The following is a 25,304-nucleotide window of genomic DNA, read 5'->3' as shown; positions in this document are numbered from 1 at the left end:
TACTGTTTTATCAAATAATCAATCCCGCTTTCCTTCAGGGGAGGAGTAAAACAAAGAAAGTAAATGAAAACGAAACGGCTAAAATTTTTATTTCACCTGTTGCTTGCCGTCTGTATACATACGGCGGGTATTACCACTGCAACAGCGCAGGCCTTAGAGGTGCTGCCGGTAAATCCTTTTTACAGCGGCGCGCAGGCAACGAACTTCTTTAAACGGTCAGACGGCAGTTATTTTTTCTTTGCCACAGACGGCACCAATGGCCTGCATCTTTGGAAAACTGATGGGACTACAGCAGGTACTGTGCAATTGCAGGCGCCGGCCCCATATTCGGCCGGGTTCTCAAGTATAGGTTTGCCCAGTCCCACTTTTACAACCGGTAAAAATTGGTTGATCCTGAATGATGAATTGTACTTTGTAATCGACGGCACACACCTTTTTTGCAGCAGTGGCAACACGCTGCGGCTTTTAACCGCCTCGGCAAGCCAGGTATCCGAATTAACGGCATCTGGGAATATTGTTTATTTCAAGAATATAGAAGATGCAGGCTCTTTACCCGCCACGGTAAGCCTTTGGAAAACAGACGGCACCACTGCGGGCACCCAGCGGCTAAAAGCATTTGACGGCGGCAACGGCAACAGCCGTGCTTCTTTCCAGGTTAAAAACATAACGAACGTAAACGGCACTGCATTTTTCATAGCAGGCGCCGCAGCCGATGGCATTGGTTATGCATTGTACAAAAGCGATGGCACTACGGCAGGTACGGTATTGGTAAAAGATATTAATACCGTGGATACTAACCTGACTGCGTCCGACCTATACGCCGCAGGCAGGTATCTTTATTTCAAAGCCAACAGCAGCGGCACCCAGGCGCAGGGAAAAGAATGGTGGATAAGCAATGGCACACCGGCGGGAACATACCAGATCACTCATTTTGGCGGTTTCAACAACGGCTCTATCAGCGCCACTACTATCGCGCATAATGATACGCTGTACATCGCAACGCCTTATGGTTCTCCCACACACTCCAGGCAGATATGGAAATTAACACCTGACCCCTCCAATCCTGATTCTATATATTATGAAGCACAGGTCAATACGGTGTCTTTAATTCAAATGATGGATGGGAAACTATACTTCTCGGATGCGGATATAGCGTACGCTACAAGAAGATTTTATGCAGGCGGCCGTTCGCGTAGGGATACTGTGCTGTTGCAGTTGGGCGCTTATCCCCAGAGTATCGATCCCGCCAACACATTTTACCCCCTCAATGGGTACTATTATTATGTTGCGCGCGTTGGCCCTTCTGTGTATAACCTCTGGCGTACCAATGGCACAGCCGAAGGCACTACTTTAGTCTCAAACGCAACAAAGATCCCGAGCCTGATGACCAAAGTGGGCAACGCAATTTATTTCAGGGCAGTGGATATAAATGTCGCCGGCACTACCGCTTTTAATATCTGGAAAAGCGACGGCACTACGGAAGGCACAAAAAAAGTGGCCGACCGTATCTTTCCTAACCAGGTAGCGGCTGCGGGCACAGACGGCACTTATTATTATTTTACCAGTACAGACAGCGTATGGACCACCAACGGCGATACGGTGATAAACATGCCGCTCGGCTCGGCGGCAACTGTTGCCGGGGTGCGTCCTACAGGCATTTATCCTACCACCAATAAACTGGTGGTAACGGCTAAATTGTCAACAGGGACCAGTAACGCCAATGTTGACCTGTTTGCCGGCGGCCCTGCTTTCCAGCCGCAACCGCAGACCATTACCTTTTCGGACACGACCGTAACCTACGGTGATGCAGACTTTCTTGTAGGCGCCACGGTCAATTCGGGCCTGGATATCACGTACCAGGTAGCCGATCCCACTGTTGCCACGATCACGAATGGCACATTACATATTCTGAAATCGGGAACCACCACCATTACCGCCAGCCAGCCGGGCAACGGCTCTTCATGGCTGCCTGCCGCGGATGTAACGGCAACTTTAACTATCAATAAAGCGGCATTAACGATCACTGCCGATGATAAGACCAAAGCACAGGGTGACCCTAACCCGGTATTCACTGCCAGCTTCAGCGGATTTGTAAATGGGGACACCACGACCGTGCTTATTATGCAGCCTGCCTTTACCACTACGGCTACGCAGGCATCGGTTGCCGGTACTTATCCTGTTACAGCAAGCGGCGCTGCAGCGGAGAACTATACTATTACCTATGTGAATGGCACGCTTACTGTAACCCCTCCGGTACAGCAACCGCAAACCATCACCTTTGCCGCTATTACCAAAACATACGGCGAGGCGGACTTCGCACCCGGCGCCACGGTTACTTCCGGCCTCCCGGTTACCTACACCAGCGATAACCCGTCAGTCGCTACGGTCGTGAACGGCAATATCCATATTGCAGGCGCCGGCATGGCTAACATCACGGCGTCTCAGCCCGGCAATGACTTTTGGTTCCCGGCCACGGATGTAACGGTAATCCTGACCGTCAATAAAGCGGCATTGACCATTACCGCTGAAGATAAGAGCAAAGCCGAAGGGAGCGCCAATCCCCCGTTAACCGTTACATACAGCGGGTTTGTAAACGGTGAAACTGCCGCCGTATTAACAGCGTCAGCTTCAGTGTCCACAACGGCCACGCAAAGCTCGCTTGCCGGCACATACCCGATAACGGCATCAGGGGCGGCCGCGGCCAATTATACCATTGCTTATGTAAACGGGATACTCACCGTTAATGCCAGGATTGCGCAGAGCATTACGTTCGGCGACATCATAAAGACGTATGGCAACGCGGATTTTGACCCGGGCGCCACGGCCAGTTCAGGATTGTCAGTGACCTATACCAGCGATAATCCGGCTGTTGCTACGGTCGTTAACGGGCAGATCCATATCGCGGGCACCGGTACGGCCAATATCACGGCCAGCCAAAGTGGAAATGATACCTATAGCCCGGCGGACGGGATAACGAGGGTGCTCACCGTCAACAAAGCCGTTCTGAACATACGCGCTGAAGATAAAAGCAGGTTCCAGGATGAGCCCAATCCATCGCTGGCGGTAACCTATACAGGTTTTGTAAACGGAGAAGCATTTACTTCCCTGTCAACACAACCCGCCATTATAACCACAGCGGCCATGGGTTCGGCGCCAGGTACTTATCCAATTACTGTAAGCGGCGCAACGGCTGATAACTACGTCATCACCTATACGGAAGGGACCTTTACGGTAAAAGCGCTGCCTGTTTCAGAAGATAAGGTGGATGCGGTATTCATCGGCAGCAGCTTACGGGTAAACGTGTACTCCGCCAAAGTACAAAAAGCCGTACTGCAACTGGCGGATATAACGGGACGGGTATTACTGACGCAAGACCTTTCGCTGGTCAATGGCCTCAATACTTACCAGTTACCGGTATTCAATATCGCCGGCGGCGCATACATCGTGCTGGTGAGAGGGGAAGGCTTAAAACTAAGCGATAAGATCATTAAATAACTGGTCACAAAACTATTCATACTGTTCCCCGGAATGTTGCAAAAACATTCCGGGGAACATAAAAAAAGATACAATGCAACGAAACTATTATAGATCCTGGGCTTTGGCCGTGCTGATTACAGCCGGTGTACAACAGGCGCAGGCACAGATTCAGCCGACGGAAGCCATTACTACGGCCGCTCCTTCTTTGCGCATCCCCGCCGATGCCCGCGCGGGCGGCATGGGTAATATCGGGCTGGCTACCTCGCCCGATGCAAACAGCGGTTTCTGGAACCTGGCAAAAGCGCCGTTTGCGGAAAAACGCACAGCTATCGGCGTTAATTACGCTCCCTGGATGCGGGAAGTGGCCGATGATATGTACCTGCTCGGTCTGTCCGGCTATCACCGCTTTGATTCCCTGCAAGCCATTACGGGCTCCATCCGGTATTTTAACTTAGGCGATTTTAAGCTGAAGGATATTAACGGCAGCGTGCTGCAAACAACCCGCCCTTATGAACTTAGTATCGATCTTGGGTATGCCCGTAAGCTGTCGGAAAAGTTTGCTGTAGGCATCGCCCTGCGTTATATTAATTCCAGCCTGGCCAGCGGCACTTATGGCGGTACTCAATACAAACCGGGCGAGGCTGTTGCAGGTGATGTGTCCTTATTTTACACAGGTAAGAATGAAGAAGGACAGGGCTTTTCGGCAGGGCTGACGCTGAGTAATATAGGCTCCAGGATCGGCTATACGGAGGATGCCGCGGAGAAAGAATTTCTGCCGGCTAATCTGGGTGTGGGCGGGGCTTACACCGCAGTGCTGAATGAAGATAACAGGATCACTTTTGGCCTGGACGTCAACAAGCTGCTGGTGCCTGAAATGCCCGCTACGGAAGAAGGAAGGAAAGATTATTATGAACAAAGTTCTTTGTCCGGCCTGGGCAAGGGGTTTGGCAATAAGGCCTGGCAGTATGGCGCGGGGGTGGAATTCAGCTACAGGAACATCTTCCAGCTGCGGGCCGGTTATTTCGGCGAATCGGAAAAGCAGGGCAATCGTAAAGGGCTGACAGCCGGCCTTGGATTTCATTACGACATTTTTTCGGTTAACCTGTCCTATCTGGCCCCCAGCGGCACAAAGGCGCAGGCGAACCCGCTGGGCAATTCCCTGCAGTTTGGTTTACGGTTAGGTTTTTAGGAGGGACGGGTGAAGACCCGGTACTTTGGGCCTAAATACCCTTCCGCCAGCCGATTCGTACCGGTCGTGTAACAACAGGCGGGCAAAATGGGCGAATCTGTTTATATTTAGGCCTAAACCAACCGAATAAAAAATCAAAACTGTTTATGAAACGTAAAATTTTGTTACTGGCGCTTGCGGTTACAGGCGTCTTTTCCCTGTATGAGAACCCTGCCGTCGCGCAGCCGAAACAGGCAGCCGCCAAAGCCGCGCCGGGGGAGAAGTTTCCCGCGGACCCCGATGTGAAGATCGGGAAGCTGGCAAACGGCCTTACTTATTACATCCGCCGCAATACCGAGCCCCGCAACCGCGCGGTGCTGTATATGGCCCTCAAAGCCGGCTCGCTGATGGAAACCGACGCTCAGCAGGGGCTTGCGCATTTCACGGAGCACATGGCCTTTAACGGTACCAAGGATTTCCCTAAAAACGAACTGATCAATTACCTGCAAAAAGCAGGGGTGAAGTTCGGGGCGGACCTGAACGCCTATACCGGCTTCGACCAGACCGTTTACCAGTTGCCGATCCCTACGGACAGCGCCGCGCTGTTCAAAAACGGCTTTAAGATCCTGGCTAACTGGGCCGGGCATATCAGCATGGAGAACACGGATATAGACGAAGAAAGAGGCATCATCGTGGAAGAAGAGCGCCAGCGCGGGAAAAACGCCCAGTCGCGCATGCAGAAGGAAGCGCTGCCCGTGATCCTTTACGGTTCCCGTTATGCGGAGCGTATCCCTATCGGTAAACTGGATATTATCCAGAACTTCAAACATGAAGAGATCAAAAACTTCTATAAAGACTGGTACCGCCCGAACCTGCAGGCGGTGATCGCAGTAGGCGATTTTGATGTGGCACAGGTGGAAACACTCATCAAAGAGAACTTCAGCACACTGAAGAACCCCGCCAATGCCAAACCGCACCAGAATTACGATCTGCCTGACAATAAAGAGCCGATCGTAAAAAACATCACCGACAAGGAATTTCCTTACAATGTAGCGCTCCTCACCATCCGCCACCGCTCCAAGCCGACCAATACCACGGCGGACCTCAAAAGCGGCATGATCATCACCATGGTAAACTCCATGCTCGGCGCCCGTATCCAGGAACTGAAACAGAAAGGCACCGCGCCTTTCGTGGAAGGACAAGCCTCTTACGGCCCCTGGCAGGGTGGCATGATCGAAGGGCTGAATGCCATGACGGTCGTTGCGGTGACCAAAGATGCGTCTGAGATCAGCAAAGGCCTGGCCGGCGTAATGGCGGAAGCCGAGCGTATGGCACAGTTCGGCTTTAACCAGTCAGAGCTGGAAGTGGTGAAAAAGAACATGGAGGCAGGCAACGAAAAGGCATACAAGGAAAAAGACAAGATCGCTTCCGCCACTTTTGTACAGGCTTACCTGAAAAACTTCATGTCCGGCTCACCGATCATCAGCCCTGATGTGCGTTACAATCTCGCCAAAAAATACCTGGCGGAGATCACGCTGGATGATGTGAATAAAGCGGCGAAAAAGATGATGGCGGAAGAGAATGTGACCGTACTGGTACAGGCTCCTGAGAAAGATAAAGACAAACTACCCACCAGCGCGCAACTGCTGGAAAACATACGCAACGCCGGTAAAGGGCTTACCGCTTACGTGGACAATACCGTTAAAAAACCTTTGCTGGAAAAGAAACCCACCGCCGGCAAAGTGGTGAAAACCGAAAAGATCGAAGGGATCGGCGTGACCAAACTTACGCTGAGCAACGGTGTACAGGTGTACCTGAAACCCACCGATTTCAAGAACGACCAGATCATGTTCTCCTCCTTCCGTGAAGGCGGTACTTCACTGATAGACGACAAAGACTACATGGCAACGAACTACGCGGGCAACATCCCCGGCGATGGTATCGGCGAGTTCGAAAACACGCAGCTGCGTAAGATACTGGCCGGTACCACCGCCAGCGCCTCGTCTTACATCGCGGACCTGTACGAAGGTTTCAGCGGCGGCGCATCGCCCAAGGATATCGAAATGGCCTTGCAGCTGGTATATTCCTACGCTACCAATCCCCGCAAAGATCCCGTGGCCTTCAAAAAGAACATGGAAGACTTTAAGGTATACCTCCAGAATGCGGACGACGCACCGGACAATGTGTATGGTGATACCATCACTTCCGTACTGACCTCCAACAGCCTCCGCGACCGTAAACCTACACTCGCCGAGCTGGACCAGATCAACCTGGACCGTTCCCTGGACTTCTACAAAAGCCGCTTTGCGGACGCCAGCGGCCAGACCTTCGTGTTCGTCGGCAACTTCGACGTAGCGCAGATCACCCCGCTGCTGGAAACCTATCTCGGCGGCCTGCCTTCCACGAACAGCGGCAGCAAATACGTTGACCGCGGCATCAGGCCGCTCACCGGCAATGTGACCCGCATCGTGAAAAAAGGCATTGAAGACAAAGCACAGGTGAAACTGTTCTTCTACGGCAATTACGATTTTGCACCGGCCACCAATCTGCAGCTCAGCGCCCTCAGCGACATCCTTGAATTTAAGGTACTGGAGCGCCTGCGTGAGAAAGAAAGCGGCGTATACAGCCCGAACGTTGGCATCGGTTACGAAAAACTGCCTTATGCCAACTACAGCCTGACTATTTCCTTCAGCTGCGCTTCCGCGAACGTGGACAAGCTGGTAAACGCCACGCTGGATGAGATCGAAAAGATCAAAAAAGAAGGCGCTACCGCGGTGGACGTGGAGAAATTCAAAGCAGAAAGCAAAAGGGCCATGGAAGTGAGCCTTCGTGAGAATAACTTCTGGCTGAACTATCTCACCGGCAAGCTCAAGACCAACGAAGACCCGCTGAGCATCCTCAAGCAGAACGAGCGCCTGGAAAAGGTTACGCCCGACAGCGTGAAAGAAGCCGCGAACAAATACCTGAGCAACGCGAACTACTTCAAAGCGGTGCTGGTACCTGAAAAATAATGACTGAACTGGTTATATTCCGGTGAAAAGGGCTGTCTCGTTAAAAGGGACAGCCCTTTTTGATTAATGCGGCAGTCGTCATTGCGAGGAGCAGCGGAGCTAAAGTGGGAGGGGCGACGAAGCAATCTCCTGCATTGAATGGTATACCGGCATCCGTCATTGCGAGGAGCAGCGGAGCTAAGTGGGAGGGGCGACGAAGCAATCTCCTACATTGAATGGATATGACCCGATATTCCGTAAATTCATTTAATGGAAAGAGGAGGAACAGTATATATAATGACTAATAAGCATCATACAGTGCTTTACACTGGTGTAACTTCAGATATTGTCAGCCGTGTGATTGAGCATCATGAGAAATATTACCCTCAAAGTTTTACAGCAAAATTCAATGTCAATAAACTTGTGTACTATCGCACTTTCACCTCTATTGAAGAAGCAATTATGGAAGAAAAAAGAATTAAAGGCGGTAGCAGGGCAAAAAAAATTGCACTGATAAATAGTGTAAACCCTTCATGGAAGGAACTTTCGGAAGAATTGTAGTCTGGAGGTACTTCAGGCAGAGGAGATTGCTTCGTCGCACCTCCTGCACAAAATCCTCGCCGCTCCTCGCAATGACGGGTTCCTTCGCAATGACCTTTTGCTGACCAGCATAGGCTTATTATTTTACCTTCTCCATCTGGTTGATCCACTGCACGATCTTTATCTTTCCGGAGAATTGCAGCCAGGAGGTACTTCAGGCAGAGGAGATTGCTTCGTCGCGCCTCCTGCACAAAATCCCTGCTGCTTCTCGCAATGACGGGCAACTTGGCAATGACCTTTTGCTGACCAACATAGGCTTATTATTTTACCTTCTCCATCTGGTTGATCCACTGCACGATCAACTGAACGCCTTCTTTATGCACCAGCGTCCTGGCCAGTTCGGGCATGGCTGTGCCCGGCTCCGTGCTGTTCATACGGTAGGCGAGGATAGAAGCGGATGCATTGCCGGGTACGATATCGAAGTTCAGGCCCCCGGCGCCGTTGCCGGCGGATACAGGGCCTTTGAGAATGCCGAGGTGGGCGGATGCCTGCTGGTCGTATTCGAGGAAAAGCCCGGTATTGTCGGCATCGCCGCCTTTGGTGTGGCAATGGGCGCAGTTCACATCCAGGTAGGCGCGGGCGCGCTGCGGGATGGTGTAGTGCACGCTGTCTGTCCATACGGGGAGGGCGGGCACCTGGCTGATGACCGGCATGCCTTGTAAGATGCCTGCGCTGGCCCAGCCCAGCAGTTGTTCGCCTTTACCGTAATGCAGGTTCCTGGCTTTCGGGCCAATGGGCAGCAGTGTGCCGTTGCTGGAATGGCAGCGTTTGCAGTCGTTCGTATTCGGCATCTGGTATACGGTGCTTACACGTTGGTTGTGATCGTCCATGAGGGTGATGGGGAGCTGTTTGCCCGCGATCCATTTGTCCGCTTCGGTCTGCTTTTCGTTCCAGAGATAATTCATCACTTTCCACTTGCCGTCCTGCGGGTCTTTGTGCAGCAGGCGCGTTTCGATCAGGACTTTCCTGCCCGCGGTATCGCGGTAAGCGAAGTTTTTGATGATGTAGGTACCGGTGGGGAAGTCCAGGGAGCCGCTGTCGCGGTATTGCATGGCCGTGCCTTCGGGCAGCGCAATAAAACGGTCTTTCAGCGCGTAGTCCGTGAACAGCGGCGTGGCCAGATCGTAGTGGTGTACATGGGCCTCCGGGTTTAGTTCGTTGAGTGTTCCTTTAAAGAAACCATAGTCCGACAACTTTTCTTTGAAGCCGGAAGAGGTTGCGGGCTTTTTGGGCCCGCAACTGTAAAGGGTCATCATAGTCAGGATCAATACAATCACAAATCTCATCTCGATAGAATTATTTACAGGTAAAAGCTGTCATGTCCGTGCCTGGGGCCCATTGCGGTTTGCCCATGTTCAGCGCGTCCACGTTCACGAATAAGTTGTTGCCGGTTTGTTTGATACAAATGGAATCCGGGTTGAGCTTTTTTCCCTGCGTGAGCACATTGGTGGAAATGCCGTCGTACACAATCAGGGGAATGCGCTGTTTCATGGCCTGCTCAATGGCTACCAGTATTTTGCCGGTATGGTGAGAGTACACCGGTTCCGGGAAAACGGCGCCCATTTCCAGCGTGTTGTCATGTATCAGCACGTTCTTTGACACGGGGAAATAGTTCGCGTTGATCTTTTCGCCCGCCTTTGCGTCCACAAAAAAACCGGATACGAGGATGATCGCGCTGGAGTTGTTGTTGATGATCCGGTTGTTGTACAGCTCAATGTCCGACGTAGCCTGGATGATCACGCCGCTGCCGGGCGCTGCGTTGCCCACGCCCCAGGTGGTACCGAAGCTGCCGGATTTGGCGAAATTCCGTTCGTTGTTGTCGTGGATGAAGTTGTTGTACGCCTTCACACGCCCGCCGCGCTGGCTCAGGTCCGGCAGGTCGAAGATGAGGAAGCCGGCGGTGTTGCCGTAAAATTCGTTGTCGTATACTTCTGCATTGGTCGTGTTCTCGATCTCACAGCCCGCCACGTTCTTAAATGCCTTGCTTTTCCTTACCACGGCGTTATTGGATTGCCCTACGTAGATGCCCGCATCAGATGCGCCTTGTGCGTAACAGTTTTCCACCAGTACGTTCGTGCACAGCACGGGATAAATGCCATATCCACCGCTGGTGGAGTCGGACACGGACCAGATGGCGTGCAGGTTAGTGATGGTGATGTTTTTGCTTTTATTTACTTTCAGCAGGTCGCCTTTGGAATCTTTGATGGTCATGCCGCTGATCTCAAAGCCGTCTACCTCCGCTACGCGGATGCCTTCGCCACCCTGTGCCTGGCCGGAGAAGTCCAGCAGGGTTTTGTCCGGCCCGGCGCCGGTGATGCGGATATGTTTCAGCTGTACGAGGCTGAGATTGTTAAACTTGTACTTGCCTTCTTTCAGCTCCAGGCTGCTGCTGTCCGTCATGGTCAGGAAAGCTTCGGTGATCTTTGTTTCTTCGCCGGGGCCGAAGGACAATTGGGTTTTGTAACCGCCTTCGGACTGTTTCTCCGGGGCGGCACATCCGGCCAGCAGGGCCAGCAATAGGATGGAATATCTCATGGTCATATATTTTTAAAAAACATTGTAAGCGAATGTTGCATAATACACCCCGCCGATGCCGGGGCTGCCAAAGCCGGTGTAATAATATTTGTTCGTCAGGTTCGTGGCGCCGATCTTGATCCGGGAATGGGCTTTTATCAATTTAACACTTACCTGTGCGTCCAGCACTACATTGGCGTCTATCGTGCCGCTCGCAAAACCGATCGAGTAGAAGTACGCCGGGCGGTAGCGGAGGCTGGTATTGAAGGAGAATATCTGGTTTTTCCCGAATCCGGTATTGCCGAATTCCACGTTGAATTTCCAGTTCGGTGTGTTGAAATTATTGATCTGGCTGTTGTTCCTGTTTTTGAGAAAGTCTGAAGAGTAATTGGCTTTGGCCATGAAGTTGCGGCTCAGGTCCACGCTCACGCTGGCGGCATATCCGTATGTATTTACCTTTTCCGCGCCGTTATATGCAATATTATAGGAAATATACTTACTGCGCTCTTTAAAGGCCGTAATGTCGTCTATACCCGGCGTATTGGCCACGTTCACATACCCGATGAAGTTTTTCCAGGTGGAATAATAACCCAGCACGTCCACCAGCACACAATTGCCGAAGAGGCCGGAATATCCCAGCTCAAAGGCATCCACAGACTGCGGTTCGATATCCCTGGGCTGGAAACGTTCCAGTTTGGACGGGTCGTTTGTCTGCTGGTATTCCGTCACGCTGTTCAGCAGGTAAGGCGGGTATTGGTTGAACTGGTATTCGCCGTACAACAACCTTGCGGAGCCTCCTGAGGCGTAAGAGTTATAATCCACCAGCGTGCTTTGCAGGCTTTGTATGTTCGAGGGGAAACTATAGGCGTTCTGGTAAGAGAAACGCATAAAATGTTCTTTCGCTACTTCCAGTACGGCGGACACGCGGGTGGTGATGCGCGGTTTGTCGAACAGGGTGTTTTTATCATACCTGAAAGCCGCGCCCAGCCGTAGTTTGTTCTCTATCAGTTTTTTGGATAGGTGTGCATAGGCGCTGTATTCGGCTACATCTATCGGCCCGTTTTTGTCGGGGAACAGGGTGCCTTTGGAATCGAGGCGGTAGAGGCGGTAGTTCAGCCCCGCGATCAGTTCCACCCAGGGGATGAGTTGGGTGAAGTTGTACTGGAATTCCGCATTGTAAAGCCTGCTGCGGTCAAGGAACAGCGTGCCGCCCTGTGATGTCGGGAGGCCGGCGATGCTGTCTTTTAAACGGTTAAATTGTTCGCTGCCTGCTTCGGGTCTTCCCTGGTCCGCGAAGTTGCGGGCGGCCCAATGGGCATCGTCCAGGCTGCTGCCAGTGGCCAGTGCCTGCAGCAGCGCGCCGGTGTATTGCGGATACCAGCCGTCCATCGTGGCGGGGTTGAAGCTGGGTTTCCAGGCTTCGTTCAGCAACTGCATGGTGGGGCTGGCGATGATCGTGTTGCCGGAGTTTTCCTGGGAGGTATAAGCGCGGAGGAACCATTGTTCGCTTCGCAGCTCTGCCCTGTACTGGCTGATCTTGTAACCGGTGAGGGCGTAACGGGTATCGTTGCTGTACACCGCGTTGCCGCTGCCGTAAGTGCCGGATACGATGGCTTCCAGTTTGGGCCTGATCTTGTAACGTATTTCCGCGTTGAGTTTGAGCAGTTTGGCCTCGTTGCTGAGGTAACCGTATTCAGGGTAGCCAGTGCGGGCTACGTAGTTGGAGGGCTTGGCCAGCAGCGGGTCTATGATGGGTGCCAGCGAAGGGTCCTGCGCGAGGGCGGCCTGCAGGAAAGGGTTGATGTCCACGGAGGTTTTGCTGCCGTAGGAGTTCACGCCATTGTAATTCGGGTCTGTATATTTTGTGCCGGTACTGTTGGTATTGCTGGTGTCGCAGGCCAGCCAGTCTTTGGCGAGGGTGTATTGCGCATTGATCTTAAAGGCCAGTTTGTCGTTGATCTTTTTCGCCCAGCGGATGGTCCAGTCGTAATACGGCGAAGGCCCCATCGGGTCGTTGCCCGCGCCTTTTTTAACGTGGTTCACGCCTTGGGTGATCTGGAAACTGAGCCCCTGGTATTTAAAAGGGTCTTTGCCCGTCATCACCAGCGTGCCGTTCAGCCCGCGTGAACCGTACAAGGCGGAGGAAGCGCCGGAGAGCACTTCCAGGTTGTCCACATCCAGCTCTGTAAGCCCGATGGAGGCGCCCAGCGGAAAGTTCAGCCCCGGCGCCTGGTTGTCCATCCCGTCCACGATCTGCGTGAAATTGGTATTGCCGCTGGTATTAAAACCCCGGGTGGTCACCGTGGTGAAGGTGAGGCTGGAAGTGGTGATGTCCACGCCTTTCAGGCCCTGCAGCATATTGTAATAATTGGTCTGCGCGGAGTTGATGATGTCTTTGTTGTCGATCCTTTCGATCGTGACGGGGGATTCGATCTTCCGCTGCACATGCCTGCTGGCGGACACGACCACTTCATTGCCGAGGATGGAAGCGGGGGCCAGCACGATTTTCAGCGGTTGCGTGCCGGTCACTTCTATTTCCTGGCCGGCATAACCGATGGAGCTGATCACGAGGGTGACAGGCAGGGGCGTGCGGACGGTGAAGCGGAAATTGCCCTGGTCGTTCGTATAATCCCCGTAAGGAGTATTTTTCGCTTTGACGGATACCGCCGGAATCACTTCGCCGGTGGTGCTGCTCCGTATGTTCCCGGAAATAACGTGCTGTGCTTCCAGGGTGGTAAGCGCGGTAAAAAAGCTTAAGGCTGACAGTAGCATCAGTTTGATCATGGTCAGGGTATTTTGGTTGGAATGGTAGTAGCGATATTAGGTAAAAGGGGGCTGCCAAGGGAGGTTAACGGCCGCTTTGGGGTGAACGGGGGAGTTTACGGGGTGAATTCAGCGGTCCGGGGTGAGCCGGGCGGGTGTAACAGGTTGTGCCCCTGCGGGATGAGTGCAGCGGGCGGTCTTGTCCCAAGGGAAATACAAGAAAGGAAATCAGCAGGCGGGCGTGAACCGTTGCAGGAATTCCGGGAGATAGGAGGTAGATACGGGCACGGTCACTTCGTCCAGCCCGTCCATGAGCAGGAAGTGGCCTTTTGTGTTCTTTTTGAACAAAAGCACTTTGGACAGGTTCACCATATAAGAACGGTGCGCGCGGGTAAAACCATGACCGGACAGCTGCGGTTCCAGCTTTTTGAGCGAGCTGCGGATCAGTTCCTTTTTCACGGCGTTGCCATTGCGGTAATATACATGCACATAGTTATCCTCGGCCTTGAGCAGGAGCAGGTTGGAAGGATGAAGGGTCATGGCCAGCTTATCGTATTCGTCGCGGATGAACAGTTCTTCGGGGGCGGCTATGGGAGCAGCTGCGGGCGCCTGGGCAAGGTTTTTCAGCCTTCCGGCGGCAGCCCTGCTCTGGAACCAGAGGAGCGCCATGGAATAAGGCAATGCCATCACGCCAAAACCATACTTTAAGGTATCCGTATACTCCAGCCAGGAATACTCCAGGTAATCGTGCATGGATACGTTCACGACGTTCACGATCAGCGCCACCAGCATCACTTCACCGATAAACCAGCCCAGGAATTGCAAATGTGTGAGGGGTTTTTTGCCCTTCAGCCGTATCAGGCCGAACTGGGAAACAGACATCCCGATGATGCCGCTGAGCGAAAACGCGCAGAACACACCGGCCACAGATTGCGGACCGCCTTCATACCACTGGTTCATATTAAAGGGGGAGAAGATGTACATGAAAAGAAAACTGAACACCCCGCAGAACAGGATCAGGAAAACCCTGTTCCCCACCGGGTCCAGCAGCAGGAAAGGGGCTTTGAACCAACCGGGCAATGCTGCGCTTCCGTTCAATGGAATAGTGAGCGTATTTTTCATGTTGCGTGGATTGTACAATTAAGATAGAATTCTTTTTTGAATTGAGGAATTCGGAGCGCATATGGCGGGGGAATACCAACGTATTTGTTTTTATGCATTTTCCTTTTTTCTGCATCTCTTTTCAAAACCCTCATCCATGTTCCTGACCGCACTGTACATTATTTCGCTCAGCACCGGCGCTATCGCTACCCCACAGGGATACCAGCGCATCCCCCAGCCGGTAGGCTCTTTCGGGGAATGGCTGCGCAAAACCACTCTCAAACAGGACAATACGGTGTATCTCTACAACGGCCGGCCCAAATCCAACCAGTCCGCACAATATGCCGTGCTGGACATTCCCGTGGGCAAGCGCGACCTCCAGCAATGCGCGGACGCGGTAATGCGGCTGTATGCGGAATACCGCTTCGCCAATGGGCAATATAACCGGATCGTTTTTCATGCCACGGACGGTACTAAGATGGACTATGAAGGCTGGCGCAAAGGCGACCGTTTTGTATTGTCCGGCAGCCGCCTGGTGCGCAAACGCAGCGCCCGGCCCTGCGATACACGGGCCTGTTTCGAACAGTATTTACAGACGGTGTTCTCATACGCCGGCACTTTGTCCCTCCAGCGCGAACTGGCGCCCGGGGGCAATGCCGTTAATCCCGGTGATGTGTTTATCCAGGGCGGCTCACCCGGGCATGTGGTGATCGTGATGGATGTGGCGCAAAACAATAAAGGGGAACGGGTCTTCCTGTTGGCCCAGAGTTATATGCCCGCGCAGGACATTCATATCCTCAAAAATCCCGCATCTTCCTCTCCCTGGTATCACAACACGCCGCAGCAGGCTTTGCAGACGCCGGAGTGGGATTTCCCGGCGGGGTCATTGCGGTCATTTAAATAGATCTCCCATTTAGGTTAATACGATTATCCGCTTAGTTATACCAACCCTTTTCGCGTCATTGCGAGAAGCAGCGCGGGGAGTGTGCGGGAGCCGCGACGAAGCAATCTCCCAATAATGGAGTACTACCCCTCAATGAAGGAGATTGCTTCGTCGCCCCCTCCCTCTTTAGCCCCGCGGCTCCTCGCAATGACGGCTTTGCCTGTATCGGGTATGGACAAGTGGGCACTCATTTAGGTTAATATAGCATCAGCACCAGATCGCTGATCCTTCGGTGATCGTTCGGTGATCCTTCGGTCATCCTTCGGTTAAACACCCTCAAACCCGGACTGCGAGCGAACACGACCGAAGGATCACCGAAGGATGTCAGTAGGATGTCAGGAGGGTGGGTGCTCAGATGCCCCACCATGGCCGATCCAGGTGAGGCTTATTTCCTAGTGGTTTAGTAGGGAATGTGGCAGGTTACGGTAGTTTGCAGGGGAGGGCTTATAGAAAATTACCATCAGGGGCACAAAAAAGGCCGGTCATTGATGACCGGCCAGGTAAACGATATATTAAGCAAGCTTAATCGATGCGTCTAACATTAACAGCATTCATACCTTTCCTACCTTCCTGCAGTTCAAACTCTACGCGGTCATCTTGCTGGATCTCGTGAATGAGACCGTTAACGTGAACGAAGGTCTCTTTAGAAGACTCGTCGTGTTTAATAAAACCAAAACCTTTGGTTTCATTGAAGAACTTTACAGTTCCGGTGAATTTTTGTTCCATGTGTAAATATTAAAAATAAATGGCCACGAAGGTATGATTAATAATCTGTTACACCTAAATATTGCAAATAAAACCTGCCTTTCATTGTCGAATAGTCATTTACGGATGGGTAAATAGAATAATGTGTGCTTTTCGGCCCCGATTCCGCCATTTATTTTATTGTACCTTTGCGCCAGTTATACTATACATATCATGATCAGAACAGGTGCTTACAATACATTAAAGGTTAAAAAAGAAACGGACTTCGGCGTATTTCTCGACGGAGGGGACGATCTGGAAATACTGCTCCCCAAACGTTATGTGCCCCGCGGCACCAAACCCGGCGATGAGCTGGAAGTATTTCTTTATCATGATTCGGAGAACCGGCTTATTGCTACTACAGACAAGCCTTTTGGAGTAGTGGGCGATATCGTGAACCTCAAAGCCGTGGATAGCACCGCACAGGGCGCTTTCCTGGACTGGGGCCTGATGAAAGACCTCTTTGTGCCTAAATCCCAGCAGTTCTCCACCATGGTGAAAGGCCAGGAATACCTCGTGCGCATTTACCTGGACGAACTTACCGGCCGCGTAGCCGCTACCGAAAAGATCGATCAGTACCTGAGCAACGAAAACCTTACCGTCAAAGAAAAGGATGTGGTGGACCTCGTGATATACCGCCGCACGGATATCGGTTTTGTGACCATCATCAATAATATACACACCGGCATCCTGCATTACAGCGACCAGTTCAAACCCATGGACATCGGCGACCGCTTCAAAGGTTTTGTTAAAGCCGTCAAAGAAGGCAATCTCGTAGATGTGGTGCCGGGGCAGGCCGGGTACAAAAAAGTGGAAGACGAAGGGGAGAAGATCATGCGCCTGCTGCAGGAAAACGACGGTTACCTGCCTTACCACGACAAGTCCGACCCGGAGGAGATCTATGCTTTTTTCGGCATGAGTAAAAAGACCTTCAAGATGACCACCGGCAGCCTGTACAAACAACAAAAGATCGCTTTCACCAAAACGGGCATCCAGCTGTTGGAAGGCGCATAATAATACCGAAATATGAAAGATTTTAAACAGCATTTTGTGATACCGGCCCCGCCGGAAGAAGTGTACCGGGCGCTCACCTATGCGCCCACCATCCAGCTGTGGACGGGAGAAAAGGCTGAAATGAGCACCGAGCCGGATTCCGAGTTCTCTCTCTGGGACGGCAGCATTGCCGGCCGCAACCTGGAGTTTGAAGATGGCCGCAAGATCGTGCAGGAATGGTATTTCGGCGAGCAGGAAACGCCTTCCATCGTGACCATCATCCTGCATCCGCACAAAAAAGGCACTTCCGCCGAGCTGAAACACAGCAATATCCCCGATGAGGATTTTGATGATATTACGGATGGCTGGAAAGATGCGTATTTTGGCGCGTTGATTGACTTTTACGAAGAATAGGAAGGAATGAAGACTGCCACCATCACGGAGTTAAAAAAAGAGCTCAGCGCCGTGCCGCTTACGCAGCTGGTGGAGCTTTGCCTCAGGCTGGCCAAATACAAAAAAGAAAGTAAGGAGCTGCTCACTTATCTTTTATTCGAATCGCACAGCCTGGACGGGTACATCGCCTCCGTGAAAGAGTTTATCGCCCTGGAGTTCGATTCCCTGTCCACCAGCCACCTGTACCACTCGAAGAAAACTTTGCGGAAAATTCTCCGCATCACGAACAAACATATTAGATTTACCGGATCAAAACAGGCTGAAACGGAACTCCTGCTGTTCTTCTGTGAAAAAATGCGCCGCAGCGGCATAAAGATCAATGCCAGCGTACAGCTGACCAATCTTTACCAGCAGCAGCTGCGCAAGATCGAAAAAGCGATAGACAGTCAGCACGAAGACCTGCAGTTCGACTACCGCAAACAGCTGGATGCGTTAACATTTATTTAATCTACAACAACGTATGATCTCCCGCAGAAATTTCCTTGAGATGACCCTGAAGGGCATCGTGCTCATTGGTGCAGGCAACACGCTGCAATCCTTTGCTCCCGCAGGTTTCACCCTGCCCGCCCGCAAAAAGGTGAAACTCCGTTTTGCACTGGCGTCAGACGGGCATTACGGCCAGCCGCAAACCAAATATTATGAAAACCACCAGCAGATGGTAAAGTGGCTGAACAAGGAAAAAAAGGGCCGTGGCCTGGATATGGCGGTGATCAACGGGGACCTCTTTCATGATGATGCTAAGTTCCTGCCGGATGTAAAAAGCGCCTGGGACAAACTCGCCATGCCTTACATCGTATCTCACGGCAACCACGACAAGATCGCCGAGCCGGAATGGCTCAAGACCTTCGGCACCGCCTGGCACCACGATTTCGAAAAAGGGGATTCCGGTTTCATTGTGCTGAACACCGCGGACGTGGAAGGAAAATATATCTGTCCCGATCTCGCCTGGACCAAAGCCCGGCTGGAGATGTACAAAGACAAAAAACACCTGTTCGTGATCATGCACATCACGCCCGTGAAATGGACGGAGCATGGCATCGACTGCCCGGAGCTGGTGGAGATGTTCTCCAAACAGGCGAACCTGAAAGCGGTATTCCATGGCCACGACCATGCGGAAGACGGCATGAAGGAAAAAAACGGCAAACATTATTTCTTTGACAGTCATATCGCCGGCAACTGGGGCACGCCTTATTACGGATACCGCGTGGTGGAAGTGCTGGAAGACGGCGAAGTATTGTGTTACCAGGTGAACCCCGAGCTGAAGGAGCCTGTTAACAGTAATATTTTAGCGGAAACTGGCTCAATTTTGACAAAATAAAGTGTGTAAAGGATTTCCTTTATACCTTATGCGCAGAAGTTTCCACGACATATGAATAACATGCGCACACTACGCCTCGTGCTCATATGCCTGCTGCTCAGCGCAGGCGCACAGGCGCAATTACAATGGAAGGAGGTAGAGCCCGGTATCTGGAAAGCCACTGCCGGCCAGCCTGAAAAGGTGGCCCTCCTGAGCGTGGCTGATAACAAAGCCAGCAAAACCTCTTTACAGGCCCTTCCGGCCGCAACATTCCCATTGGCTGAAGCAGATATCTCCGTCACTTACCGCGACGGGAAAGTGTATCTCCGTTTTCCCCTGGAAAAAGAAGAACAGATCTTTGGCCTGGGGCTGAACTTCAAGACCGTCAACCAGCGCGGCCGGGTAAGCCAGCTGCATATGGACCACTACGGCGGGAAAGATGACGGGCGTACGCACGCGCCGGTTCCTTTTTATGTATCCAGCCGTGGCTACGGCATCCTCATCGACGCAGCGCGTTACCTCACGGTATATGCAGGCACAGCGGTGCGTGTGGATGCAAAACATCCGCCGGAGCTGCAGGACCGTAACACAAACAAAGACTGGGATTCACAACCTTATTCCGATGCGGTGGAAATACTGGTGCCCGCGGCCGGTACGGACATTTACATCTTTGGCGGCCCTACTGCCATGAACGCCGTGCAGCGTTACAACCTGTTCAACGGCGGCGGTTACCTGCCGCCCAAATGGGGCCTTGGTTTTACACAGCGGGTGCCTACCCTTTATTCCCAGGCGGACATCCTGCGCGAAGCTACCGAGTTTGAACAGCACAACTTCCCGCTGGACTTTATCGGCGTGGAGCCGGGCTGGCACTCTATGTCTTATCCCTGTACGTTCGAATGGGACAGCAAACGGTTCCCCGATCCGAAAGGGTTCATAGACGGGCTGATGGCAAAAGGCGTGCGTGCAAACCTCTGGCTGAACCCGTATGTATCGCCCAAAAGCTCGCTGTACCCGAAGGTAAAACCGCTGTCTGGCAGCCATACCGTATGGAACGGGCTGGTCACGGATTTTACGATGCCGGAAGCGCGGCAGTTGTTTAAAGAACATTTCATCAAAAATCATATATCCCTCGGCGTTAGCGGTTACAAGATGGATGAAAACGATGGGTACGACAAATGGCTCTGGCCTGATGTAGCTACTTTCCCATCCGGCACCAGCGCGGAGCAGATGCGCCAGATATACGGCCTTGCAATGCAGAAGATGACGGATGAATGGTACCGTGAGCAGAACCTCCGTACCTACGGGCTGGTAAGGGCTTCCAACGCCGGCGCCAGCAATTTCCCCTACGTGATCTACAACGATTATTATTCCCACCCGGATTTCATCACGGCACTGGTGAACAGCAGCTTTATCGGTGTGCTGTGGACGCCTGAAGTGCGCGCTTCCAAAAGCGCGGAAGAGTGGGTGAGAAGGATGCAGAGCGTATGTTTTTCTCCTATGGCCATGCTGAACGCCTGGGCGGACGGGACCAAACCCTGGTCTTTCCCCGAAGTGGAAAAAGCCGTGCAGGACGTGGCCATGCTGCGTATGCGCCTGCTGCCTTACCTGTATTCCACTTTTGCGCAATATCATTTCGAAGGCAAACCTCCTTTCCGCTCCATGAACCTCGTGGACGGGTTCGCTTACACCGCGCAGGTGAGCGGCGGCAAGCTGGATGCCACGCTGAACCCTTACGAAGCCAAAACCCGCTCCGAACTGAAGGATCAGTATATGATGGGGGACAACCTGATCGTAGCGCCCTTTTTCGCGGAGCAGAAAAGCCGGAAGGTATACCTGCCCAAAGGCAAATGGTACGACTTCTACACGGGTAAACTGGCGGGAGAAGACCAGGTGATCACCGTGAATGCGGAGCTGGACAAGATCCCCCTGTACGTCCGCGATGGCGGCATCATACCCATGATACCGGCGCGCAGGCAGGCTCCCAAAGCGGGAGAAGTGCTGCCGCTGGAAGTGCGTGTGTACGGCACTGCGCCCGGCTCATTTGACCTGTACGACGATGATGGTGTGTCCTTCGACTTCGAAAAAGGCGCCTTCAGCCGTGTGACGCTCAAAACAGCGGCAGGTAAAGGTACTATGAGCAAGCCGCAGGCGGGCAAACCTTTTGGTTACCAGAAGAATGTGAGCTGGACGTTTATGACGAAATAAGTCGGATCATCCGGGACAATACGATGCTGTTTGCCCGGCGGCCTGTTGTAACACGGGCCATCCGGGACAAAACAATCTTCTTACGGGTGTGGCAAACAATTGCCGCACCCGTTTTTTGTATACTCCTCCATAACGTTTTCCGGGAATTTATAATGAGGTTACAGGAACTTGTACCCCAGGCCGAAGGTCCAGGCCCACTTTTCGGTTTTGGCCATGTAGAAGCCGGGGGCCTGCAGCAGCCATTTACCATAGTCGATCCGGGGCGCCAGCCCCAGTTTGGGTTCGGCTTTACCTTTAAAGATAAACAATGAGGGCACCGCGGCTACACCCACCGCCCATTTCGGGGTGAGTTTGAAGCGGAGATTAGGGCCGCCCACGTTTACGGATACAATGTTGTTACCGACGGTTACCGATGCCGCACCTTCCAGGCCGGCGGTAAAAGGGCGCTGTTTTTTGACAGTTGAATCTGAGGTGTGTAGTGCTAAAAATAGGAGTATTGTTTTCATTCATACAAGATAATGACTTGAATTAATGAAATATGATGATTATTTAGCCAGTTTTGATCTAATTATAGATGTATGTCATAAAAATAATGTGGATGTAGTTATTTATAATATGTTTATGAATGAGCGAACTTTATTAACCGCATCATAAATTTTATGCGGATTTAAATTTTATTGATATGTTTAAAATATGAGACACATCTTTACCGCAGCGCTCCTGCTTAGCTGCACCAGCCTATTTGCCCAGAAATCAGATACTTCAGACGGAAAGTTTTACAGCCAGTCCAGCGCCACACGCGCCCTGAAGATCGATGCCGCCGTAACCACCAGCCACGAAGTGACCATCAAAGGGCAGCGCGTTCCCTACAAAGTGACCGCGGGCTCGCTGCCGGTATGGGATGAGGAAGGCAAAACCATCGCCGGTGTTTTTTATACTTATTTTGAAAGAACAGGTGTGGACCAGGCCGCCCGCCCCCTTGTATTTTCCTTCAACGGCGGCCCCGGAACAGCTTCCGTGTGGATGCAGATCGGGTATACCGGGCCCCGTGTGCTGAAGATCGACGATGAAGGATATCCCGTGCAGCCCTACGGCCTCAAAGACAACCCGAACTCCATCCTGGACGTGGCGGACATCGTGTACGTAGACCCCGTGAATACAGGCTTCTCCCGCACTACCGGTAAAGATGTGCCCGGCACGAAATTCTTCGGTGTAAACCAGGACATCCGGTACCTCGCCGAATGGATCAATACATTCCTGACCCGTTATAAACGCTGGTCCTGCCCGAAATACCTCGTGGGCGAAAGTTATGGTACCACCCGCGTATCCGGCCTCGCACTGGAACTGATGAATTCACAGTGGATCTATGTGAACGGCGTGGTGCTGGTATCGCCCACGGACCTGGGCATAGAACGCAGCGGCCCTGCCGAAGCGGCTTTAAGACTGCCGTATTACGCGGCTACCGCCTGGTATCACAAAGCCCTTGCTTCCGATCTCCAGCAGAAAGACCTCACCGCCATGCTGCCTGAAGTGGAAAACTTCACGATTAAGGAATACCTGCCCGCACTGGCGGAAGGCGGCTTCATCAGCGACGCGAAGAAAAAGGAAATAGCCGCCAAAGTGGCCCGTTACGCCGGTCTTCCTGAAAAAGTAGTGTTGCAGAACAACCTGGATATTTCCACGAACCTGTTCTGGAAAGAGCTGCTCCGCGACCGCGGCTTCACCGTAGGCCGCCTCGATTCCCGTTACCTCGGCGTAGACCGCAAGGACGGCGGCGAAAGGGTGGACTTTAATGCTGAGCTTACTTCCTGGCTTCATTCATTTACGCCAGCTATCAACATGTACCTGCGCGACGAACTGAAATACAAAACAGACCTGAAATATTTCATGTTCGGCCCTGTATTCCCCTGGGACAATACCGGCAACCGGACCGGCGAAAACCTGCGGCAGGCAATGGCGCAGAACCCTTACCTGCATGTGCTGGTGCAGAGCGGTTATTACGATGGCGCCTGCGATTATTTCAATGCGAAATATAACATGTGGCAGATGGATCCCAGCGGTAAGCTGAAAGGCCGTATGTCGTGGGAAGGATACCGCAGCGGGCACATGATGTACCTCCGCAAAGATGACCTGGCCACCAGCAACGAACACCTGCGTGAATTCATCCTGAAAGCCATTCCCAAAGCAGGACAGGCTGCCAAATATTAGTATCAGACATCTTCACATAACAAACGGGGCCGGATGATCATCCGGCCCCGTTTTTATTGGTCCTTGTTTATGGGGTCGTTGTGAAAAGATCGTCATTGCGAGGAGCAGCGGGGGATTTGTGCAAGAGCCGCGACGAAGCAATCTCCTTATCCCGGCGTACCTCCATCCGATGGAGGAGATTGCTTCGTCGCCCCACCCACTTTAGCGCTGCTGCTCCTCGCAATGACGGGCTTTGCGCCAGCTTGGGTCATTAATGTTGAGGGTCAACGCCGAAGCAGGACTTTAGCCCGGATTCCAAACCTGTTTGATATCCGGATATAGATAAAAGGGTGCTCTCAGAACAGCGACAACTGCCCGGTTTCGGGCTTTTCTTCCCCGAAATTGGAAAGGGTGATACCCAGCAGCCTGATCCTGACATCCGCCGGGTCTGTTTTGACAAGCAGCTGCCTGGCCGTGACAACGATGGTTTCAAGATCGTTGATGCCATGGGGAAGCGACTGGTTGCGCGTGATCTGCCGGAAGTCGCTGTATTTGATCTTGAGGGTGACCGTCTTGCCTTTGAGTTGGTGTTTTTGCAGGCGGTTGGCTACGGTAAGGGCTATTTTGTCCAGCTCCGGGTACATTTCTTCGAGGGTGGTAAGGTCGTGGGGAAAGGTGTCTTCCGCGCCTACAGACTTTGTTTCCCGGTGAGGCTGCACGGGCCGGTCGTCCTGGCCGCGCACGATCTTGAAATAGAAACGGCCGGTTTTCCCGAAGTGCTGCACCAGGTCGTTTTCCGTGAGTTTCTTCAGGTCCGCGCCGGTATGCAGGTTCATCCGTTTCATTTTATCCGCCGTTACTTTCCCCACCCCGAAGAATTTCTCCACCGGCAGGTTTTCCATAAACGATTCCACCTGCGAGGGCGCTATAAATGTAAGGCCGTCCGGCTTCTGCATGTCCGATGCGATCTTGGCCACGAACTTGTTCACGGATACCCCGGCCGAGGCCGTCAGCCGCAACTCATCGCGGATGGCCTGTTTGATCTGCTGCGCGATGGCGATAGCGGAGCCGATGTTCAGCTTGTCTTCGGTAACGTCCAGGTATGCTTCGTCCAGGGAGAGGGGTTCGATGAGATCGGTGTAGCGGCGGAATATTTCGCGTACATGCTGGCTCACTTCCCGGTAAGCGGCAAAGCGGGGGGATACGAAGATGATCTGCGGGCAAAGCTGTAACGCTCTTTTGGAGGGCATGGCGGAGCGTACGCCGTATTTGCGGGCTTCGTAGCTGGCGGTGGCCACCACTCCTCCGCGTCCTTCGGGGGAGCCGCCTACCGCTATGGGTTTGCCGCGGTAATCAGGATTGTCCCGCTGCTCCACCGACGCATAAAAAGCATCCATGTCTATATGAATAATCTTGCGGACGGACATGTGTGCAATATACGTAACAATCGGAGCAGCGGGAGCAAAGGAGTTTTACCGGCCCTGGTATTTCGGCATCACCAGCAGTTTCACGATCGTATGCGCGGCCGCGGATAAGACCAGCACCACTACCAGTATCAGCCATTGTTTCACCGGTGTGTCAAACACATCGATGATGGGGGATACGCCTTTCCCGGCATACAACAGGGCAGCGGAAAAAAGCAGGATACCGCAGATCCAGAGGGTGAGGTGAGACCAGAGATACTTTTTCCGGTTGTAGTCAGCTTTTCCAAAAGAGGTGAATAACAAAAGAACATGGGCTACGAAAAAGATGGCAGCTCCAATGGCGAGCAACGTAAGTGGAGTCATAGTGTATGGTGTTTTAAGGATATGTTTAACAATATAATCAAAATATCATAAGATGCGGTGGTTTCGCGTTATTTATTGTAAG

The 25,304-nt window shown here is 52.5% G+C and carries 19 protein-coding genes; 11 read left to right on the top strand and 8 right to left on the bottom strand.

Annotation, left to right across the window (positions count from 1 at the left end):
* The first annotated feature begins 63 nt into the window (after window positions 1-63).
* The 4 genes from EG028_RS07775 to EG028_RS07760 all read left to right on the top strand — a co-directional run bounded on the left by EG028_RS07775 (window position 64) and on the right by EG028_RS07760 (window position 8,196).
* The gene (locus EG028_RS07775) at window positions 64-3,495 is read left to right on the top strand and encodes an MBG domain-containing protein (protein ID WP_120515036.1); all 3,432 of its coding nucleotides are present in this window, start codon (window positions 64-66) and stop codon (window positions 3,493-3,495) included.
* A 73-nt stretch (window positions 3,496-3,568) separates the two neighbouring features.
* Window positions 3,569-4,666 carry a type IX secretion system outer membrane channel protein PorV gene (gene porV / locus EG028_RS07770; protein WP_123864597.1) on the top strand — a complete coding sequence of 366 codons (1,098 nt, stop codon included), beginning with the start codon at window positions 3,569-3,571 and terminating at the stop codon, window positions 4,664-4,666.
* 146 nt (window positions 4,667-4,812) lie between these two features.
* Complete coding sequence (locus EG028_RS07765; protein ID WP_120515034.1) at window positions 4,813-7,656, top strand: M16 family metallopeptidase; 2,844 nt, start codon at window positions 4,813-4,815, stop codon at window positions 7,654-7,656.
* Window positions 7,657-7,905: 249 nt separating this feature from the next.
* A complete protein-coding gene (locus EG028_RS07760) occupies window positions 7,906-8,196 on the top strand; it encodes a GIY-YIG nuclease family protein (protein ID WP_120515033.1) in 291 nt (96 codons plus the stop codon).
* Between the two features lie 299 nt (window positions 8,197-8,495).
* Here the strand turns inward: EG028_RS07760 and EG028_RS07755 are convergent, their stop codons facing one another.
* The 4 genes from EG028_RS07755 to EG028_RS07740 all read right to left on the bottom strand — a co-directional run bounded on the left by EG028_RS07755 (window position 8,496) and on the right by EG028_RS07740 (window position 14,634).
* Complete coding sequence (locus EG028_RS07755) at window positions 8,496-9,521, bottom strand: SO2930 family diheme c-type cytochrome (protein ID WP_120515032.1); 1,026 nt, start codon at window positions 9,519-9,521, stop codon at window positions 8,496-8,498.
* A 10-nt stretch (window positions 9,522-9,531) separates the two neighbouring features.
* Window positions 9,532-10,770, bottom strand: coding sequence for a parallel beta-helix domain-containing protein (locus tag EG028_RS07750; protein ID WP_162946253.1), 1,239 nt, complete (start codon window positions 10,768-10,770; stop codon window positions 9,532-9,534).
* Between the two features lie 12 nt (window positions 10,771-10,782).
* Window positions 10,783-13,533, bottom strand: coding sequence for a carboxypeptidase-like regulatory domain-containing protein (locus EG028_RS07745; protein ID WP_120515030.1), 2,751 nt, complete (start codon window positions 13,531-13,533; stop codon window positions 10,783-10,785).
* 207 nt (window positions 13,534-13,740) lie between these two features.
* Window positions 13,741-14,634, bottom strand: coding sequence for a LytR/AlgR family response regulator transcription factor (locus EG028_RS07740; protein ID WP_120515029.1), 894 nt, complete (start codon window positions 14,632-14,634; stop codon window positions 13,741-13,743).
* A gap of 136 nt (window positions 14,635-14,770) precedes the next feature.
* On the opposite strand from EG028_RS07740, the gene EG028_RS07735 reads away from it, so the two are divergent.
* The gene (locus EG028_RS07735) at window positions 14,771-15,517 is read left to right on the top strand and encodes a DUF4846 domain-containing protein (RefSeq protein ID WP_162946252.1); all 747 of its coding nucleotides are present in this window, start codon (window positions 14,771-14,773) and stop codon (window positions 15,515-15,517) included.
* A 561-nt stretch (window positions 15,518-16,078) separates the two neighbouring features.
* On the opposite strand, the gene EG028_RS07730 is transcribed toward EG028_RS07735, so the two are convergent.
* On the bottom strand, window positions 16,079-16,282 hold the full coding sequence (locus tag EG028_RS07730; protein ID WP_120515027.1) for a cold-shock protein: 204 nt from the start codon (window positions 16,280-16,282) through the stop codon (window positions 16,079-16,081).
* Window positions 16,283-16,474: 192 nt separating this feature from the next.
* On the opposite strand from EG028_RS07730, the gene EG028_RS07725 reads away from it, so the two are divergent.
* The 5 genes from EG028_RS07725 to EG028_RS07705 are packed head-to-tail and all read left to right on the top strand — an operon-like array spanning window position 16,475 to window position 21,248.
* On the top strand, window positions 16,475-17,314 hold the full coding sequence (locus EG028_RS07725) for a CvfB family protein (RefSeq protein WP_120515026.1): 840 nt from the start codon (window positions 16,475-16,477) through the stop codon (window positions 17,312-17,314).
* Window positions 17,315-17,326: 12 nt separating this feature from the next.
* Window positions 17,327-17,707 (top strand): SRPBCC domain-containing protein, encoded by a 381-nt coding sequence (locus EG028_RS07720; protein ID WP_120515025.1) that lies wholly within the window; start codon window positions 17,327-17,329, stop codon window positions 17,705-17,707.
* Window positions 17,708-17,713: 6 nt separating this feature from the next.
* Window positions 17,714-18,193: a hypothetical protein gene (locus EG028_RS07715; protein WP_120515024.1), complete on the top strand. Its 480-nt coding sequence runs from the start codon at window positions 17,714-17,716 to the stop codon at window positions 18,191-18,193.
* A 13-nt stretch (window positions 18,194-18,206) separates the two neighbouring features.
* Complete coding sequence (locus EG028_RS07710) at window positions 18,207-19,064, top strand: metallophosphoesterase family protein (protein WP_120515023.1); 858 nt, start codon at window positions 18,207-18,209, stop codon at window positions 19,062-19,064.
* Window positions 19,065-19,124: 60 nt separating this feature from the next.
* Entirely contained in the window at window positions 19,125-21,248 is a 2,124-nt protein-coding gene (locus EG028_RS07705) for a TIM-barrel domain-containing protein (RefSeq protein ID WP_120515165.1), read from the top strand.
* 158 nt (window positions 21,249-21,406) lie between these two features.
* Here the strand turns inward: EG028_RS07705 and EG028_RS07700 are convergent, their stop codons facing one another.
* Window positions 21,407-21,754: a hypothetical protein gene (locus EG028_RS07700; RefSeq protein WP_120515022.1), complete on the bottom strand. Its 348-nt coding sequence runs from the start codon at window positions 21,752-21,754 to the stop codon at window positions 21,407-21,409.
* A gap of 187 nt (window positions 21,755-21,941) precedes the next feature.
* On the opposite strand from EG028_RS07700, the gene EG028_RS07695 reads away from it, so the two are divergent.
* Complete coding sequence (locus EG028_RS07695) at window positions 21,942-23,456, top strand: S10 family peptidase (RefSeq protein ID WP_120515021.1); 1,515 nt, start codon at window positions 21,942-21,944, stop codon at window positions 23,454-23,456.
* 335 nt (window positions 23,457-23,791) lie between these two features.
* Here EG028_RS07695 and dinB read toward each other — a convergent pair whose 3' ends face one another.
* Both dinB and EG028_RS07685 read right to left on the bottom strand, forming a co-directional pair.
* Window positions 23,792-24,862 carry a DNA polymerase IV gene (gene dinB / locus EG028_RS07690; RefSeq protein ID WP_120515020.1) on the bottom strand — a complete coding sequence of 357 codons (1,071 nt, stop codon included), beginning with the start codon at window positions 24,860-24,862 and terminating at the stop codon, window positions 23,792-23,794.
* 45 nt (window positions 24,863-24,907) lie between these two features.
* Window positions 24,908-25,222, bottom strand: a complete 315-nt coding sequence (locus EG028_RS07685; protein ID WP_123864596.1) for a hypothetical protein — start codon at window positions 25,220-25,222, stop codon at window positions 24,908-24,910.
* Window positions 25,223-25,304: the final 82 nt, after the last annotated feature.

This window comes from Chitinophaga barathri, from assembly GCF_003807585.1.
GTDB classification, from domain to species: Bacteria; Bacteroidota; Bacteroidia; order Chitinophagales; family Chitinophagaceae; genus Chitinophaga; species Chitinophaga barathri.
The sequence above is the reverse complement of the archived record's forward strand: the minus strand, read 5'-3'. Positions and strand labels throughout refer to the sequence as shown.